8 protein-coding genes, 6 tRNA genes, 3 rRNA genes, 1 other RNA gene and 1 riboswitch are annotated in these 16656 nt (G+C 51.3%); of the genes, 3 read left to right on the forward strand and 15 right to left on the reverse strand.

Annotation, left to right across the window (positions count from 1 at the left end; translation table 11 throughout):
- Positions 1 to 108 precede the first annotated feature (108 nt).
- The 5 genes from ACL2XO_RS26940 to ACL2XO_RS26960 form a co-directional block, all read right to left on the reverse strand.
- Positions 109 to 184, reverse strand: a tRNA-Thr gene (locus tag ACL2XO_RS26940).
- Between the two features lie 4 nt (positions 185 to 188).
- Positions 189 to 263 (reverse strand) — tRNA-Gly (locus ACL2XO_RS26945).
- Positions 264 to 404: 141 nt separating this feature from the next.
- A non-coding RNA gene (locus tag ACL2XO_RS26950) (RtT sRNA) lies at positions 405 to 531 on the reverse strand.
- A 42-nt stretch (positions 532 to 573) separates the two neighbouring features.
- Positions 574 to 658: transfer RNA gene (locus tag ACL2XO_RS26955), tRNA-Tyr, on the reverse strand.
- Positions 659 to 669: 11 nt separating this feature from the next.
- Positions 670 to 745: transfer RNA gene (locus tag ACL2XO_RS26960), tRNA-Thr, on the reverse strand.
- Positions 746 to 1206: 461 nt separating this feature from the next.
- On the opposite strand from ACL2XO_RS26960, the gene ACL2XO_RS26965 reads away from it, so the two are divergent.
- A complete protein-coding gene (locus tag ACL2XO_RS26965; protein ID WP_132924427.1) occupies positions 1207 to 1755 on the forward strand; it encodes a GNAT family N-acetyltransferase in 549 nt (182 codons plus the stop codon).
- A 196-nt stretch (positions 1756 to 1951) separates the two neighbouring features.
- Positions 1952 to 2902 carry a type I pantothenate kinase gene (gene coaA / locus ACL2XO_RS26970; RefSeq protein WP_132924425.1) on the forward strand — a complete coding sequence of 317 codons (951 nt, stop codon included), beginning with the start codon at positions 1952 to 1954 and terminating at the stop codon, positions 2900 to 2902.
- A gap of 133 nt (positions 2903 to 3035) precedes the next feature.
- On the opposite strand, the gene birA is transcribed toward coaA, so the two are convergent.
- From birA to btuB, 10 genes are all read right to left on the reverse strand, one after another.
- Entirely contained in the window at positions 3036 to 3995 is a 960-nt protein-coding gene (gene birA, locus ACL2XO_RS26975; protein ID WP_132924424.1) for a bifunctional biotin--[acetyl-CoA-carboxylase] ligase/biotin operon repressor BirA, read from the reverse strand.
- Positions 3992 to 5029, reverse strand: a complete 1038-nt coding sequence (gene murB / locus ACL2XO_RS26980) for a UDP-N-acetylmuramate dehydrogenase (protein ID WP_413741940.1) — start codon at positions 5027 to 5029, stop codon at positions 3992 to 3994. The genes birA and murB overlap by 4 nt, the downstream gene beginning before the upstream one ends.
- A gap of 151 nt (positions 5030 to 5180) precedes the next feature.
- Positions 5181 to 5999 carry a hypothetical protein gene (locus tag ACL2XO_RS26985; RefSeq protein WP_413741941.1) on the reverse strand — a complete coding sequence of 273 codons (819 nt, stop codon included), beginning with the start codon at positions 5997 to 5999 and terminating at the stop codon, positions 5181 to 5183.
- Positions 6000 to 6253: 254 nt separating this feature from the next.
- Positions 6254 to 6369 (reverse strand): 5S ribosomal RNA (gene rrf / locus ACL2XO_RS26990).
- 125 nt (positions 6370 to 6494) lie between these two features.
- Positions 6495 to 9705, reverse strand: a 23S ribosomal RNA gene (locus tag ACL2XO_RS26995).
- 369 nt (positions 9706 to 10074) lie between these two features.
- A tRNA-Ala gene (locus tag ACL2XO_RS27000) sits at positions 10075 to 10150 on the reverse strand.
- Between the two features lie 192 nt (positions 10151 to 10342).
- A tRNA-Ile gene (locus ACL2XO_RS27005) sits at positions 10343 to 10419 on the reverse strand.
- A gap of 74 nt (positions 10420 to 10493) precedes the next feature.
- Positions 10494 to 12036: ribosomal RNA gene (locus ACL2XO_RS27010) — 16S ribosomal RNA — on the reverse strand.
- The 16S, 23S and 5S rRNA genes sit together here with 2 tRNA genes alongside, the layout of an rRNA operon.
- A gap of 353 nt (positions 12037 to 12389) precedes the next feature.
- Positions 12390 to 13265, reverse strand: a complete 876-nt coding sequence (gene murI / locus ACL2XO_RS27015; protein ID WP_132924418.1) for a glutamate racemase — start codon at positions 13263 to 13265, stop codon at positions 12390 to 12392.
- Complete coding sequence (btuB, locus tag ACL2XO_RS27020; protein ID WP_413726034.1) at positions 13210 to 15090, reverse strand: TonB-dependent vitamin B12 receptor BtuB; 1881 nt, start codon at positions 15088 to 15090, stop codon at positions 13210 to 13212. Before btuB ends, murI begins: the two co-directional genes overlap by 56 nt.
- 69 nt (positions 15091 to 15159) lie before the next feature.
- Positions 15160 to 15347, reverse strand: a riboswitch (cobalamin riboswitch).
- Positions 15348 to 15478: 131 nt separating this feature from the next.
- Here btuB and trmA point away from each other — a divergent pair.
- A complete protein-coding gene (gene trmA / locus ACL2XO_RS27025) occupies positions 15479 to 16588 on the forward strand; it encodes a tRNA (uridine(54)-C5)-methyltransferase TrmA (RefSeq protein WP_413741942.1) in 1110 nt (369 codons plus the stop codon).
- The last annotated feature ends 68 nt before the right edge of the window (positions 16589 to 16656 follow it).

Below are 16656 nucleotides of genomic sequence, written 5' to 3' on the forward strand. Positions count from 1 at the left end.
ATTGTCCCTCTAAGACACGAATAAATCGGTGGTATCACCACATCAACCAGGCAAACACCTGATAAATTTATTTTCTAACAGAAAGTGAATCAGGAGGGAGACTGAAAGTGGTGCTGATAGGCAGATTCGAACTGCCGACCTCACCCTTACCAAGGGTGCGCTCTACCAACTGAGCTATATCAGCACATTGGAGCGGGCAGTGGGAATCGAACCCACGTCATCAGCTTGGAAGGCTGAGGTAATAGCCATTATACGATGCCCGCAACTTGGAACTCGGCTACCTGATATTCCTGTAGATTGTTGAAAGGTCCAGTGGTTCCGAACCTTGTTGAAGGTTTTCACCTTCCCCCCGGTGCGCAATGTAACTTTGCATCAGGGATTGCCTTGGTTGCCCGCGGCGAATCTGGTGGTGGGGGAAGGATTATTCGTCACTTCGTTCCTCACCCTTCGGGCCGTCGCAAGCGACGTTGTCTCGCGTTGCTCGACTCGAACCTTGTCGAAGGTTCTCAACCTTCCCCCTGGTGCGCAATGTAACTTTGCATCAGGGATTGCCTTGGTTGCCCGCGGCGAATCTGGTGGTGGGGGAAGGATTCGAACCTTCGAAGTCAGTGACGGCAGATTTACAGTCTGCTCCCTTTGGCCGCTCGGGAACCCCACCTGAATTTTTTTTGGTGCCGGCAGAAGGAGTCGAACCCTCGACCTACTGATTACAAGTCAGTTGCTCTACCAACTGAGCTATGCCGGCATTAAGTGCAGCGCATTCTAGGTAGAGCCGACGACCTATGCAACAAAAAAATTGCGTAAATCGAATTTTCGCTCAGAAAATGCCCAAATCTGTAAAAGGATTCACAAAGTTGGTTGGTTTTCAGTCCCGAAGACAAAACGCCAAGGAGTTTTAAGACAATTTTATGACGGCTTTTGCCATGGCCACCGGACCCTTAGGCATGATATCCAAAGCCGTACGGTGCCGAGGTCGTTAACATATCCCCTGAAGGTACAATTGTCAAAAGCGTGATCGCCATCACTGCACTAAAAAGGTAAACCTGCCCCTTAAAGGCGCATCTTACTCGTCGGCCATGTGATGAGTATTTGTCCGGGGAAAAAATCCAGATGCTAATCAATCAGATCGGTGAAAATGGTTTTATCAAAATATTGGCATGACTATTGCGTGAATATACCTGTTATCAGCGACAAGAGGATGACATCATGAAAATAGTGCAACTCAATGCGTCTACACTTCCCGTTTACCGCAGCGAACTCGCCGGTTTACTGATGGATGCAGTCCTCCATGGCGCCTCGGTGGGATATAAACATCCCCTGGCTCAGGAAGACGCGGAAAATCATATTCGCGAACTGACCCCCGCAATCGCAAAGAATGAGTTATTGCTTTGGATTGCTCGTGATGAACGGGGCATTGTCGGTAGTATTCAATTAGCGCTTTGCCAAAAACCCAATGGACAAAATCGCTCGGAAATACAAAAATTATTAGTCCATAGCGAAGGCCGTCGGCAGGGTATCGGGAAATCACTGATTACCGCCCTGGAACGCACCGCCTATGGACTACAGCGTGGTTTGCTTTATTTGGATACGCAGGCTGGTTCACCGGCGGAAGCATTTTATCGCGCCATGGGATATCGTAGTTTGGGAGAAATACCTGATTATGCCTGTACTCCCGACGGCTATTACCACCCTACCGTCATTTATTATAAGCGCCTGTTTGCGGCCAATCAGCAAATTCGAGCCCTCGCCAGCTAAAGCATAACTAGACCGCAAAGCCTGATATTTTTTCCATTCCGGCCTTTGCGGTTGCCTGCCGCTTTCACAATTCAATACTCTAAGCAGAAAAAACACTCTACGATGCTAATGAAGCTGTCTATACTATGCAGCTTGTTTTCGTCCCGGGTGGGCTCGGCTGCCCCGGTTGGACCTGCTTAACAGGCTGGCTAAGCTTATGATAAATCGTGATCAATCACTTACCACCCCCTATCTCCAGTTCAATCGGAAGCAATGGGCCGCGTTGCGGGATACCGTGCCCTTAACGTTAACTGAAGAAGAGATTATCAAGCTCAAGGGAATAAATGAGGATCTCTCACTGGATGAAGTGACGGAAATTTATCTTCCCCTTTCGCGTTTACTGAATTTTTATATCAGTTCAAACCTGCGGCGCCAGGCAGTCTTGGAACAGTTTCTTGGCACCAACGGCCAGCATATTCCGTATGTCATAGGTATTGCCGGCAGCGTGGCTGTAGGCAAAAGCACTACTGCACGCGTACTTCAGGCGTTACTGAGCCGTTGGCCGGAACACCGTTCAGTGGAACTGGTTACCACCGATGGCTTTCTTTTTCCCAATCGCGTTCTAAAAGAACGGGATATAATGAAAAAGAAAGGATTTCCTCAATCCTATGATATGCGCAGCCTGGTCAACTTTGTTTCCGAGGTAAAATCAGGTGCTAAGGAAGTCAGCGCGCCAGTCTACTCCCATTTGATCTATGATATTATCCCGGAAGACAGGAAAGTCATCTCGCAACCCGATATCCTTATTCTGGAAGGACTAAATGTGCTGCAAAGCGGCATGGATTACCAGCATGCCTCACACCATGTGTTCGTATCCGATTTTGTCGATTTCTCGTTGTATGTAGATGCGCCGGAAAAACTATTAAAGAGCTGGTATATCAACCGCTTTCTTAAATTCCGTCAAGGTGCTTTTTCAAATCCGGATTCCTATTTCCATAATTATGCAAAACTGTCGGAGGAAGAAGCCGTACACATTGCAACGCAAATATGGACGGAGATCAACGGACTGAATTTGAAGGAAAATATTCTCCCTACCCGTGAGCGCGCCAGTCTAATCCTGACCAAAAGCGCCAATCATGCGGTAGAGAATATTCTTTTGAGAAAATAATTTCTCCAATAGTTCAGCACTGTCCGGCCTGAGTATAAGTCTCAGGTCGGGTTTTGAGAGTCATAAAGCGTATTTTTTATTTATTACAATAGCGTTAGCATTCTGTACTGCCAGGCAAGTTGAAATCTTATATTTAAAGCCCGCGCAATGAGATCTCCCCCCCCAAATAAGCTTTGACTGTATTATCCTGCTCCAGCAACAAGGCCCCTTGCATGTCGATACCATGGGCAATTCCCTTTATTTCACGATCGCCGATCAGGAGTTTCACTGGCCGGTTGTAATAGTTATCCAGCACCTGCCAGCGTTGATGAAAGGCAGCAAATCCGTCACGCTCAAATACCGGCATTGCCTGCCTTAATTCTTTGATCAAACTTGCGGCCAAGTCATTGCGATCAATTTTAATACCGGCTTCCTGCAGGTTAATCCATCCCTGGTCGATTACAGCATTTACCGGTTCGCGCATGGATAAATTAATACCCGCGCCAATAACCACATGGGCCGCATCACCTGCTTTACCGCTTATCTCTACGAGTATTCCGGCCAGCTTGCGATCGTGCAGATATAAATCGTTTGGCCATTTTACCCGCACATCCTGTGCGCCGAGGCGCTGGAGTACTTCCGCCATGATTATGCCGATGACCAGGCTTAAACCGATGGCGGCGGCAGGCCCTTGTTCGAGGCGCCAGTATAGCGACAGGTAAAGATTGGCGCCGAACGGGGAGAACCAGTGCCGACCTCGACGCCCTCGTCCTTGTCCCTGATACTCGGCGACACATGCATCTCCGGAGCTGAGTGTTGCAATCCTGTCCATTAAATATTGATTGGTGGAATCAATAACGGGCAATACCGCAACCCGCCCTTCGGGCAGATGGGAAAGTATTATCTTCTCGTCAAGCAACTGCAATGGCCCATGCAAACGATATCCTTTGCCGGGAACGGTAAAAACATCCACCCCCCATTCGCGCAGAGTCTGTATATGCTTGTTGATAGCCGCCCGGCTCATCCCCAGGGTTTCCCCGAATTGCTCGCCGGAATGGAAATCGCCGTCCGCAAGCAGACTCACCAATTTCAAGGGAACAGTAATGTCTTTCATGACAGTACCTCTACCGCATCCACTTCGCCCTGTGCGGCAATAAACCTTACCTCGGGTTCGAGCCAAACCTTGAATTTTTCTGCTACCTGCCGCCGTACATGCCTGGCCAGAACCGCAATATCCGCGCCGGTAGCCTGGCCCCTGTTAATGAGTACCAAGGCTTGTTTTTCATGCACCGCCGCAGCCCCATATCGGAAACCTTTCATAGCACATTGATCGATGAGCCAGCCCGCGGCGAGCTTCACTTCCCCTGAGGACTGGGGATAATGGGGAGCATCGGGATACTTGCGCAGCAGATTTCGGGCAGCATCGGCACTGACCAGCGGATTTTTAAAAAAACTGCCGGCATTACCCACTATGGCGGGATCGGGTAATTTTGCCCGTCGCATGGCGCACACCGTATCGAATATCTCGCGCGGCGTCACGCGTTCACTGTCCAGACAGGTCAACTCGCCATAAGTAAGCACCGGATGCCAGCTTTTGCTGAGAATAAAGCCAACCGCTACAATAGCGTAGCCGTCGCGATAATCACGTTTGAATATGCTGTCCCGATAGCCAAAGCAACATTCGGCGGCAGAGAGACGTTTTTTAACGCCGCTGTTGAGCTCGAGCAGATCGACATATTCGCAGACACTCTCCACTTCGACGCCATATGCGCCGATATTCTGAATCGGCGCCGATCCCGTACGCCCGGGAATCATCGCCAGATTTTCCAGCCCGGCCATGCCGCGATCCAGCGTAAACGATACCAGCCCATGCCAGTCTTCGCCCGCCCCCGCATGGATATGCCAGAACTTTTCATCCTCAGTGACGCTGATTCCCATGATACGGTTAAGCAGCAGCATTCCGGCGAAATCCTCCAGGAACAAAACGTTGCTTCCCCCCCCGAGCAACAGAACGGGCAACGCTTTTTCCTGGGCTTCCTGCCAACGCGCCAGCAGATCCATCTCAGAACCGGCTGCCACAATTTCTCTCGCGGTAGCGTCTATGCCAAAGGTATTCAGGTGTTTTACCGGCACCGCGTGCGTCATCATTGTTTAACCCATATCAATCATTCATGCTTTTATTCTACCCGATTCCTCCCGCCTCGGGTGAGAGACATTTATCCTGACCCCGCTCAATGGGTATGAAAAGGCAAGGCCAATAGCAAGCCGAACCGCGCAATCCTTAGCTTTACCAGAGCCGCTATGCCTCGGAGGAATTATCTTTATTAATATTCAGTTGCCAATTTTTATTAATGTCTATCAATGCTGATTCAAAAGCAAGAGGGCTTTTCAAACCATTATCGGTACAATAGGCGTCAACCATGACGTTAATTTCACGGTTAATTCTTTCAATATTTTTTTGATCTTTTGTCGCAATGGGATTATTTTTTTGCAATATACTTAGCACACTGTTCAACAAAGGATTGGCCCCTGCGCCTTTAGGAAAATAGAGGCCTTCTTTTTCGTTGCATGCCACTCCCCAGTCATAGGCGGTTTGTCCCATGGTTTTCAGATATTCTCTGGGAAGGGACGATTCGTTTTCGCCAAGCACTTCTGGCTTATTTTGAAAATAATATATTCCGAACGAGGCTTTTACGTCTCGATACATTGCCGCGAATATTGCGTCAATAAGTTGATTTTTATATGTGTCGTCTGTTATTTCTTTTTGAAAATTTTCCTTCAATTTTGCAAGCTGTTCCTCCATATCATTTTCAAATTGTTCGTGAGCATCCAAAATCGATTTACATGATTGCAAAACAATTCCGTCATCTTCTGACTGGAGCGAAGCGCCGCTGCGGCGTTTGTCGCTTCGCACTAATTTTATAGATGAAATCAGGTGCTTTATGGATCTTGCATAGCATGTTTTGGCATGCGTCAGATAGGCGATGGCATTATTCTTTACGGAGATACATTTTTCAAATATCCTTTTGTAACCTTCCGCCGGCTTTTTAGCCTCTGTTTTTTCTGACTGACTAATACCCATTTTAGTTGATGAGCTTACATTTTTAATTATGTTCATAATTAACCTAGCCTCGTTAGAGAGTTATTTGCGCATTTATATAAACAGAAACTAAACTAATGGCGATTGCAAATATCGTCTATTTGATACTTCTTTGAAGAAGATAGGCAGGCTAAATCAACTTTATAAATAATATATCATTTTTGGTAAGGATTTCTTTTATTTATCTTTGCGAGATTAAGTGAGATGAACTGCCTGGTTTAGCAAGCAGAAAAAAGCCCTCTGTTTTCACAGAGGGCTTCGTTCAATTGGATGCCTGGCAGTTCCCTACTCTCGCATGGGGAGACCCCACACTACCATCGGCGCTACGGCGTTTCACTACTGAGTTCGGCATGGGGTCAGGTGGGACCACCGCGCTAGTGCCGCCAGGCAAATTCGTTATCCAACCGTCATCTTTTACTGATGACCATTGGCCTTTATCCGGAACAGTCGCTGAAAATTCTCTCATCGCCCTTGCGGACAACGCTCTCATCGCTCAAACACCTTAGGTGTTGTAAGGTTAAGTCTCACGGGTCATTAGTATCGGTTAGCTCAACGCATCGCTGCGCTTACACACCCGACCTATCAACGTCATCGTCTTTAACGTCCCTTCAGGCGGCTTAAAGCCACAGGGAAGACTCATCTCGAGGCAAGTTTCCCGCTTAGATGCTTTCAGCGGTTATCTCTTCCGCACGTAGCTACCGGGCAATGCCATTGGCATGACAACCCGAACACCAGTGGTGCGTCCACTCCGGTCCTCTCGTACTAGGAGCAGCCCCTCTCAATCTTCCAACGCCCACGGCAGATAGGGACCGAACTGTCTCACGACGTTCTAAACCCAGCTCGCGTACCACTTTAAATGGCGAACAGCCATACCCTTGGGACCTACTTCAGCCCCAGGATGTGATGAGCCGACATCGAGGTGCCAAACACCGCCGTCGATATGAACTCTTGGGCGGTATCAGCCTGTTATCCCCGGAGTACCTTTTATCCGTTGAGCGATGGCCCTTCCATTCAGAACCACCGGATCACTAAGACCTGCTTTCGCACCTGCTCGAGCCGTCACTCTCGCAGTCAAGCTAGCTTATGCCTTTGCACTAACCTCACGATGTCCGACCGTGATTAGCTAACCTTCGTGCTCCTCCGTTACTCTTTAGGAGGAGACCGCCCCAGTCAAACTACCCACCAGACACTGTCCTCGACCCGGATTACGGGCCGGAGTTAGAACATCAAACATTAAAGGGTGGTATTTCAAGGTTGGCTCCATAAGGACTGGCGTCCCTACTTCTAAGCCTCCCACCTATCCTACACATCAAGGCTCAATGTTCAGTGTCAAGCTATAGTAAAGGTTCACGGGGTCTTTCCGTCTTGCCGCGGGTACACTGCATCTTCACAGCGAGTTCAATTTCACTGAGTCTCGGGTGGAGACAGCCTGGCCATCATTACGCCATTCGTGCAGGTCGGAACTTACCCGACAAGGAATTTCGCTACCTTAGGACCGTTATAGTTACGGCCGCCGTTTACCGGGGCTTCGATCAAGAGCTTCTCCTTGCGGATAACCCCATCAATTAACCTTCCGGCACCGGGCAGGCGTCACACCGTATACGTCCACTTTCGTGTTTGCACAGTGCTGTGTTTTTAATAAACAGTTGCAGCCAGCTGGTATCTGCGACTGGCTTCGGCTCGGGAAGCAAGTTCCTCCACCTAATGCCAGCGTGCCTTCTCCCGAAGTTACGGCACCATTTTGCCTAGTTCCTTCACCCGAGTTCTCTCAAGCGCCTCGGTATTCTCTACCTGACCACCTGTGTCGGTTTGGGGTACGATTCGATGTGACCTGGTGCTTAGAGGCTTTTCCTGGAAGCGTAGCATCAACCCCTTCACCACCGTAGTGGCTCGTCATCACGCCTCAGTGTTGATAAGAGAACGGATTTTCCTGTCCTCTCCACCTGCACGCTTGAACCGGGACAACCGTCGCCCGGCCGGTCTAGCTTTCTCCGTCCCCCCTTCGCAGTCACACCCAGTACAGGAATATTAACCTGTTTCCCATCGACTACGCCTTTCGGCCTCGCCTTAGGGGTCGACTCACCCTGCTCCGATTAACGTTGAACAGGAACCCTTGGTCTTCCGGCGAGCGGGCTTTTCACCCGCTTTATCGTTACTTATGTCAGCATTCGCACTTCTGATACCTCCAGCAACCCTCACAGGCCACCTTCTCAGGCTTACAGAACGCTCCCCTACCCAACGGGCGTATCCTTAAAACGCCTTACCGTGCCAGGCGGGCACAGGATAACGAGTCGTAAACACGCCGTGAATCCCTCCCTGGAGGCTCGATCCACGCCATCCATGGCGTGGACGGTTTACTCTTTCGTTACCCTGACCCGCCTCTTTGACGCCTTACGCGTCATCAGGCACCTTAACCCGCGCTGATACGCGATTAAGCATTTTAAGTGATACGCCCGCTGCCGCGGCTTCGGTGCATGGTTTAGCCCCGTTACATCTTCCGCGCAGGCCGACTCGACCAGTGAGCTATTACGCTTTCTTTAAATGATGGCTGCTTCTAAGCCAACATCCTGGCTGTCTATGCCTTCCCACATCGTTTCCCACTTAACCATGACTTTGGGACCTTAGCCGGCGGTCTGGGTTGTTTCCCTCTTCACGACGGACGTTAGCACCCGCCGTGTGTCTCCCGTGATAACATTCTTCGGTATTCGCAGTTTGCATCGGGTTGGTAATCCGGGGTGGACCCCTAGCCGAAACAGTGCTCTACCCCCGAAGATGAATTCACGAGGCGCTACCTAAATAGCTTTCGGGGAGAACCAGCTATCTCCCGGTTTGATTGGCCTTTCACCCCCAGCCACAGGTCATCCGCTAATTTTTCAACATTAGTCGGTTCGGTCCTCCAGTTAGTGTTACCCAACCTTCAACCTGCCCATGGCTAGATCACCGGGTTTCGGGTCTATACCCTGCAACTGTGCGCCCAGTTAAGACTCGGTTTCCCTACGGCTCCCCTATTCGGTTAACCTTGCTACAGAATATAAGTCGCTGACCCATTATACAAAAGGTACGCAGTCACCCCATCACTAAGCCCCCTCTGCTTATTTTGTCGGTTGGGCGTCGCTTTCGCTCCGCCTGCCGCACCTTTAGCAAAGGATGCATATGCAGCTTCACCACTGGCTTAGTGATGGGGCTCCCACTGCTTGTACGTACACGGTTTCAGGTTCTGTTTCACTCCCCTCGCCGGGGTTCTTTTCGCCTTTCCCTCACGGTACTGGTTCACTATCGGTCAGTCAGGAGTATTTAGCCTTGGAGGATGGTCCCCCCATCTTCAGACAGGATATCACGTGTCCCGCCCTACTCATCGAACCCACAACCTCTGCACCTTCGGATACGGGGCTATCACCCTCTGTCGCCGGACTTTCCAGACCGTTCTCCTGATGCAAAAGCTGATGGTGGTTCTGGGCTGTTCCCCGTTCGCTCGCCGCTACTGGGGGAATCTCGGTTGATTTCTTTTCCTCGGGGTACTGAGATGTTTCAGTTCCCCCGGTTCGCCTCATTGCGCTATGGATTCACGCAATGATAGTGCAACGAATTGCACTGGGTTTCCCCATTCGGACATCGCCGGCTAATAACGCTTCATATCAGCTTACCGACGCTTTTCGCAGATTAGCACGTCCTTCATCGCCTCTGACTGCCTAGGCATCCACCGTGTACGCTTAGTCACTTAACCTCACAACCCTAAAGTGTCTGCGGAATGGCTGCGAAAGGCCCCTGCCGGTGTTGCGCGGTGCTCGCCATGCTCATGGACATCTAGTCCACTCCGCTGGCTGCGCGCCGGGCGCCTTGGCCGGGGCTTTCTCGCTCATCCCTTAACAGGGCCATCACTGACGCGATGACCTGTTTAGGTTTGCTTGCTTTGAGAGACTCGCATACTGATTTTGCTCAGCATGTTTTTTCAAATTTTCAGCTTGTTCCGGATTGTTAAAGAGCAGTATTTCGCAGCATACTTAACGCGCGTTCACCCGCAGGTGCCGCCATATCAGTGTGCTCTGAAATAATTAAAGAAAAACCAGACAATCTCTCATTTCGCGGTGCGAAATGGTGGAGCTAAGCGGGATCGAACCGCTGACCCCCTGCGTGCAAAGCAGGTGCTCTCCCAGCTGAGCTATAGCCCCAAGTCGTTTCTAACCTTTTAGTATCGTATCAATTCTTTTTCACGCGAATATCGCTGTGCATCAATGAAGAATACAAAGCAACGTCGTTAAAAAGGAAAGCAACACGATAGCCCATTCGTTTCCAGGCAAGGCGTGGGGTCACGAAGTTTATAATAATAAACGAGTGGCGCCGCAACGCAGCATGGGAAGGAATGGTAGGCCTGAGTGGACTCGAACCACCGACCTCACCCTTATCAGGGGTGCGCTCTAACCACCTGAGCTACAAGCCTATAGAAGGTTTTTCTTGCTCAATACTGTTATCAGACAATCTGTGTGGACACGTCACTCGACGCGTATCTTTCGGTAAGGAGGTGATCCAACCGCAGGTTCCCCTACGGTTACCTTGTTACGACTTCACCCCAGTCATGAATCACAAAGTGGTAAGCGCCCTCCCGAAGGTTAAGCTACCTACTTCTTTTGCAACCCACTCCCATGGTGTGACGGGCGGTGTGTACAAGGCCCGGGAACGTATTCACCGTGGCATTCTGATCCACGATTACTAGCGATTCCGACTTCATGGAGTCGAGTTGCAGACTCCAATCCGGACTACGACGCACTTTGTGAGGTCCGCTTACCCTCGCGAGTTCGCTTCTCTTTGTATGCGCCATTGTAGCACGTGTGTAGCCCTACTCGTAAGGGCCATGATGACTTGACGTCATCCCCACCTTCCTCCGGTTTGTCACCGGCAGTCTCCTTTGAGTTCCCGACATTACTCGCTGGCAACAAAGGATAAGGGTTGCGCTCGTTGCGGGACTTAACCCAACATTTCACAACACGAGCTGACGACAGCCATGCAGCACCTGTCTCAGAGTTCCCGAAGGCACAACTCCATCTCTGAAGTCTTCTCTGGATGTCAAGAGTAGGTAAGGTTCTTCGCGTTGCATCGAATTAAACCACATGCTCCACCGCTTGTGCGGGCCCCCGTCAATTCATTTGAGTTTTAACCTTGCGGCCGTACTCCCCAGGCGGTCGATTTAACGCGTTAGCTCCGAAAGCCACGGCTCAAGGCCACAACCTTCAAATCGACATCGTTTACAGCGTGGACTACCAGGGTATCTAATCCTGTTTGCTCCCCACGCTTTCGTACCTGAGCGTCAGTCTTCGTCCAGGGGGCCGCCTTCGCCACCGGTATTCCTCCAGATCTCTACGCATTTCACCGCTACACCTGGAATTCTACCCCCCTCTACGAGACTCTAGCCTGCCAGTTTCAAATGCAGTTCCCGAGTTAAGCTCGGGGATTTCACATCTGACTTAACAAACCGCCTGCGTACGCTTTACGCCCAGTAATTCCGATTAACGCTCGCACCCTCCGTATTACCGCGGCTGCTGGCACGGAGTTAGCCGGTGCTTCTTCTGCGGGTAACGTCAATGATTGAATCTATTCAATCCAACCCCTTCCTCCCCGCTGAAAGTGCTTTACAACCCGAAGGCCTTCTTCACACACGCGGCATGGCTGCATCAGGCTTGCGCCCATTGTGCAATATTCCCCACTGCTGCCTCCCGTAGGAGTCTGGACCGTGTCTCAGTTCCAGTGTGGCTGGTCATCCTCTCAGACCAGCTAGGGATCGTCGCCTAGGTGAGCCGTTACCCCACCTACTAGCTAATCCCATCTGGGTTCATCCGATGGTGTGAGGCCCTAAGGTCCCCCACTTTGGTCTTGCGACGTTATGCGGTATTAGCTACCGTTTCCAGTAGTTATCCCCCTCCATCGGGCAGATCCCCAGACATTACTCACCCGTCCGCCGCTCGCCGGCAAAGTAGCAAGCTACTTTCCGCTGCCGCTCGACTTGCATGTGTTAGGCCTGCCGCCAGCGTTCAATCTGAGCCATGATCAAACTCTTCAATTAAAAGCTTGATGCTCAAAGATTTCATCTGGTTAATCTTTTGAATTAACTGTTTGTCACTCTTCAAGACTTGTATTGTTGTGTTTCGATACGGTCTTGTGAGTGCCCACACAGATTGTCTGATAAATTGTTAAAGAGCATGGCCGGGGAGGTCTAAATCTCACCTGGCGCGGGTTGCGTATATTACGTTTTCCCGCTGAAGAGTCAAGCTTTTATTTGTTTTAACAAAGCGCTTTTCCCTTCCCGACCCGGTCCGTCGCAGCGGTTAATCCCGGTCAGTGGAGGCGCATTATAGGGACTTCCCGAGGCGTGGCAAGCGCTTATTGCAGATTTTTCGCTGACAGGCTAATTCTTACTCAAGACGGCGTCGTCATAGACAATTTTTCCAGTGAAAAGAAGCCATAACGCTGCAAAACCGGCAACAATTCCATCGATTGCGGCGTCATGGTTAAACAATAGGCTTTATTTTCACTCGTAGAGCCGGTACCGGTTATTTCATGCGCGATAAGCCAGGCCGCGCGTTTCGCAATCGCGGAACCTGAATCCACCAGCCGGGTGCCATCAGGCAACACCGCTTTGAGCTCCTCCGCCAACAAGGGGAAATGGGTACAGCCCAGCACCACCGTATCGGGCGGCTCGACTAGCCGCAGCCAGGGCCGCAGAATTTTTTGCAAAACGGGGAGCGCAATGGTTTCACCATGCAGTTTGGCTTCCGCCAATTCAACCAGTTCGGCTGAACCCAAGGTGATGATATGGCAGTCGGCGGCAAACTTGGCGATCAAATCATGGGTATAGGTACGGTGTACCGTGGCGCGGGTAGCCAATAAGCCGACGATGCCATTGCGAGTAAGTTTGGCGGCAGGCTTGATCGCAGGCACCACGCCGACGATCGGGCAGGCAAAACGCTCCCGTAAAGCGGGTAAGGAGATAGTGCTGGCGGTATTACAGGCCACAATCACCATATCCAGCGCGTGCAATTGCTGAACAGCTGCGACGATATTGACCACTCGCTCGACAATAAAGTCTTCCGGCTTTTCGCCATAGGGGAACTCTTCATTATCGAAAACATAGATATAATGCGGATCCGGCAGTAACTCCCGCACTTCATCATAAATGGATAAACCACCCACCCCTGAATCAAAAATCAGGATGGTGGGTCGTTTTGTCTTGCTACCGTCAGAAGGAATAGGTTCCCGTGAGATAAAATTCTCGTCCTGCGGTCTGGTAGCCATAAGCTGTCTCATACTCTTTATCAAACAGATTGGCTATTCTACCACGAACCGTCAGGTGTGGCGTTAACGGATAAGAAGCGGCAATGTCCCATAAACTGACGCCCCCCATCTTCACCACCTGTTCAGTGTTATAATCCGTGTCATAACGCTGGCCGAGGTAATGGTAGTTAAGAGACCAGTCAATGGACGCCACTTGCCAATCCAACTGGTATTTTATCTGCTGCTTGGCCCGGCGGGCCAGGATCTGGTCCGTGGTGGCGTCTCGGGGATCGAGATATTCCAGGGTTAATTGATGCCGGAGCGGGCCGGTATCTACCGAGGCGGTCCATTCCACCCCTTTGATACGGGCTTTGCCGATATTGTAGTAGCGTTCATCCGCCGTATCGTAATCGATGAGATTATCAATATCGTTGCGATAAGCCGAAATACGCCAGTCCACCGGACCTGTCAGTCCTTCAACGCCGCCTTCCCATTGTTTGCTCTCTTCGGGATCCAGGTTGGCGTTACCGCCATAAGCGCCGTAGAGCTGGCCCAGGTTCGGCGCCTTGTACGCGGTGCCGTAAGAGCCGATCAGGCGGTAGCCTTCGATAAACTCCCAGGCGGCGCTGCTTTGCCAGGTGCCGTGCCAGCCAAATTGTGAATTGTCATCTCCCCGCACCGCGCCTTCCAATGTCACCGGTCCGAAAAGCTGCTGCGTCGTGGCATAGATGCCTGTGTTGTGCTGCTCGTAGCCATCGGTGAGGTAGTCGGTACCGGGTTCGGTTGTCTGTTTCTGCCAATCCACCCCGGCGCTGACCAGACCGTGAGTGACGTGGAGGGTATTGCCCCATTGCAGGTTGTATTGATCGGAATCGTCCAGGGTAGCGGAAGCCGAATAGGGTCCGTATTTGGGATCGTAGTTATAGTCCTTGGTATGGCTATAGCTGTATGAGAGCTGGGAGGCGTATATACCTTCCTGAAAACGCAGGCCGGTATCATAGGTGCGGCTATATAACTGGCGGGTATCGAGCAGCGCATCTTCATGCGCCGGGTCGGTATAGGCATAAGTGCCGTCATAAGCGGTACGATTGTCGTAGCCATACACCCGCGCGAAACCGCTGAACTGTTGATTGAACGTATGATCCAACGACGCGAACAGGGTCTTGCTCATGAATCCGTCCCGGTCGGGCTGCGCCGGATCGCCATAAGGGTCGGGCAAATTGGCCTGCACATCGAATCCGCGGGTATAGGTGTAATTTCCCGCCACCGTGGCCACGGTATTATCCCCCAGCCGCTGCTGAGTGGACCCATCGTAACTTTGGTAACCCTTTGAACCCATGCCGGCGCTCAGGGTGGTTCCGGGTTTTTCGCGGGTGGTGATGATATTGACCACCCCGCCGATGGCGTCCGAGCCGTAGACGGCGGAGCGCGGACCGCGGATAAATTCGATGCGCTGAACCAGAGAGATGGGAATTTGGCTAAGATCGGATGAGCCGGAAATCCCAGCCTGATTCAAACGCACGCCATCGATGAGCACCAGGGCGTGACTGGAATTGGTGCCGCGAATGAACAGAGAGCTTTGCTGTCCCAGTCCGCCGTATTGCGCGATATCCACGCCCGGTAAACGGCTTAAGGCTTCAGCTACCGATTTGATTTGGCCACGGTCGATATCCTCGCGTGTCACGACGCTGGTGGGCGCAAGCACTGATGAAACCGGCTGTGGAAAACGATTTGCCGAAACAATAAGTGTGTCATTACTGCCGTTTGGAGCGTTGTTATCCTGCGCCCACCCGGAGAATGTCGTAACGGACAATGCCGCCAGAACGGTATTTTTGATAGTCAACATTGACGTAGCATCCAATAGATAAAATAGGATGCCGCAGGTTCCGTGTTTGATAGCACGCGATAAACAGGGATATTGCGACGAAATACCGGCAGGTTTTCGGGCTTGGGATGTGTTTAACACCAGGCGACGACTTCCCGTCGAAAAGACAGTGTCTGCTTCCGCTATCGCCCTGACGTCCCCTCACCGCTGCGCGTCAGCTCCAGCTTAGAACTGGATTCCCTTTTAACTCACAAGAGACCGGGCAAATATCCTACAATCAAAGGGATAATTATGTCTATAGAACTCATTAGGTAAGAAATTATAAATTGAACAGCATTGGACATCATCCATTTATCCCCTACAATCCCCACAAACCGATAAAGTTGGCCCATATCGACGAGAAATCATCATGACTACCGAGACGTTGCCTATCGACGCTTACGAAACGCAATTGGCTGAAAAAGCCGCCCGACTAAAAGCGATGATGGCAGCTTACCGGGCGCCGGAGCCGGAAATATTCCGTTCACCGGTAAATCATTACCGGATGCGAGCCGAATTCAGGATTTGGCATGAAGAGCAGGACCTCTACCACATCATGTTTGATCCGCTCACCAAAGAGCGTATCCGCATCGATTTCTTTGCCGCCGGCAGCGAGTTAATCAATGGGTTGATGACGGCAATGATCCAGGCCTTGCGCCTTTCGCCGGTTTTACGCCGTAAGCTTTTTCAGCTGGATTATCTCACCACCATGAGCGGTAAAGCGGTCATCACGCTGATATACCACCGTCCGTTGGATGACGAATGGCGCGAGGCCGCCGCAGCGCTGCGGGATGAATTGCGGGCGCAGGGTTTTGCGGTAAATCTCATCGGCCGGGCCGCCAAAACCAAAATTTGCCTGGACCGGGATTATGCGGATGAAAGATTGCCGGTATCGGGAAGGGAACTCATCTACCGGCAGATTGAAAACAGCTTTACCCAGCCGAATGCCGCCGTCAATATCCATATGCTGGAGTGGGCGCTGGCGGCAACCCAAGACGCACGGGGAGACTTGCTGGAGCTGTACTGCGGCAACGGGAATTTTTCGCTGGCGCTGGCGCGTAACTTTGAGCGGGTGCTGGCGACGGAGATAGCCAAGCCTTCGGTGGAAGCGGCACAGTATAATATTGCCGCCAACCATATCGGCAATGTGCAGATCATCCGCATGTCGGCGGAGGAGTTTACCCAGGCCATGCAGGGTGTGCGGGAATTTACCCGGCTGAAAGATATCGACCTGGCCAGTTACCGCTGCGAAACTATTTTTGTCGATCCGCCGCGCAGCGGGTTGGATGACGCCACGGTGGAGCTGGTGCGGTGTTATCCGCGCATCCTGTATATCTCGTGCAATCCCGAGTCATTGTGCCGCAATTTGGAATCCCTTTCTCAAACTCACGACATCATACGCATGGCGCTGTTTGATCAATTCCCTTACACCCGTCATATGGAATGCGGCGTCTTATTGACGGCAAAAACGCCTGAATGAGCGGCGCCTGTTTCAGGGCGCTCTGCACTGCCGATTCCCGCATCGGCGAATAATCATTTCCCGCCATT

It is taken from the genome of Sodalis sp. RH15 (assembly GCF_047324255.1).
GTDB lineage: Bacteria > Pseudomonadota > Gammaproteobacteria > Enterobacterales > Enterobacteriaceae > Acerihabitans > Acerihabitans ligni.